Here is a 1,337-nt window from a genome sequence, read left to right as displayed (position 1 = left end):
ATCACCCCCGCCCAGAAACTGAAAATGGCCGCGTAAGTTCTACGAATGCACCCCGTTAAAAATGGGGGGATTACCGCTCGACTTCATGAACGACCAGCTTACCGATCACCGACGCCTCCGCGGCCTATACGTGGTCTGAACGTGGTCGACGACCACTGCCGGTTCTGTCCCGGCCGGATTGTCGGTCTTTCCATCTTCCGGCCTCCGGCCTCCGGCTCCGCTTCATCGAGCCCGGCAAGGCTGTACAGAACGCATTCGTCGAGAGTTTCCACGGCAACCTGCGCGACGAATGCCCGACCCTGCACTGGTTTCGCTCGGTGTCCCATGCCCAGGAGGAAACCGTCCGCTGGCGCAACCACGACAACACGGAGCGCCCGCATTCGGCGCTCGGATACCTGTCCCCAAGGGAGTTTCCGACCACGACCACCACACGCCAGCACTTGAGGCATTTGCGGCCACCGCGCTGTTGCTCGACACTGCAAATCGACCGGACATGTCTGGATCAACGCAGCCCTAATCCAGGGCAGGGCCATTCGCTCCAATCGAACCGGAAAGCCTCTCCACGCAATGCCCTGCCGCCAGGGGATGAACCGCTGTCCGCCCCCGGAAGGGCAGCGATCGAAGTCTTGGACTGTACCCAATGGGCATAAGCGCGGCTCAGCCTGATCGTCGACTACGCAAGAAGCCCAATCTCCTACTTCCACATCCGGGCGGCAATGTCCTGTTCTTCTCTACCAACAGCGTCGGCATAAATCGCCGTTGTCGACAGTTGCGCATGTCCGAGCCAGCGCTGCAACATGTGGAGCGGGACACCTTGAACCGTGGCATGTACGCCGAAGCCATGGCGCAGCCCTTTTGGGCTGCGATGTGGTGCGTCCGGAATGCCGGCTTCGATCATAACCCCTTTGACGATCTGCCAGACGCGGACGCGACTGAGGTTCCAGATCGGCGCTACAGCTTTTTTGCGGGACCGTTGCGCCTCGCGGATACCGTGGGCGGTGTTGAGCGTGTCGATGAACTCAGGCGGGACGGGCACAGTTCGGAAGACGATCTTCTGCCGGCCTGCCCCATCCTTCCTTTTCTTTAGAGAACGGATCGCGATGGTCGCCACGGAAAGATCCACGCGTGCCGGGGTGACCTCGATAAGTTCGGATGGCCGGCACCCGGTCCAGTGCAGGGTTTCGCACAGGGTCCGGTCCCGCGCGGATTGCCACCGGGCCGCGGCAAGGAAGGCGCCGCGCTCTTCTGCGTTCAGGTAGAGCCGGTCACCGCGGGGATCGTGGAGGCGCATTTCGGGCATGTTGAACAGATTGCTCGAATACTGTTAAACATGGAAG

Annotated in this window: 2 protein-coding genes; one reads left to right on the top strand and one right to left on the bottom strand. The window is 61.3% G+C overall.

Annotation, left to right across the window (positions count from 1 at the left end; all coding sequences use genetic code 11):
* The first annotated feature begins 104 nt into the window (after window positions 1–104).
* Window positions 105–650, top strand: a complete 546-nt coding sequence (locus J5474_RS23355; protein ID WP_209364232.1) for an integrase core domain-containing protein — start codon at window positions 105–107, stop codon at window positions 648–650.
* A 44-nt stretch (window positions 651–694) separates the two neighbouring features.
* Here J5474_RS23355 and J5474_RS22440 read toward each other — a convergent pair whose 3' ends face one another.
* Window positions 695–1,300: a tyrosine-type recombinase/integrase gene (locus J5474_RS22440; RefSeq protein WP_209364230.1), complete on the bottom strand. Its 606-nt coding sequence runs from the start codon at window positions 1,298–1,300 to the stop codon at window positions 695–697.
* Window positions 1,301–1,337: the final 37 nt, after the last annotated feature.

Origin of the sequence: Sagittula salina (genome assembly GCF_017813235.1) — a bacterium.
GTDB classification, from domain to species: domain Bacteria; phylum Pseudomonadota; class Alphaproteobacteria; order Rhodobacterales; family Rhodobacteraceae; genus Sagittula; species Sagittula salina.
This window is presented reverse-complemented; position numbering and strand designations above follow the sequence as displayed.

Bases quoted from the DNA above. Each gene is read 5' to 3' on its own strand.
- J5474_RS22440 (WP_209364230.1), bottom strand. From the start codon at position 1,300: ATGCCCGAAATGCGCCTCCACGATCCCCGCGGTGACCGGCTCTACCTG.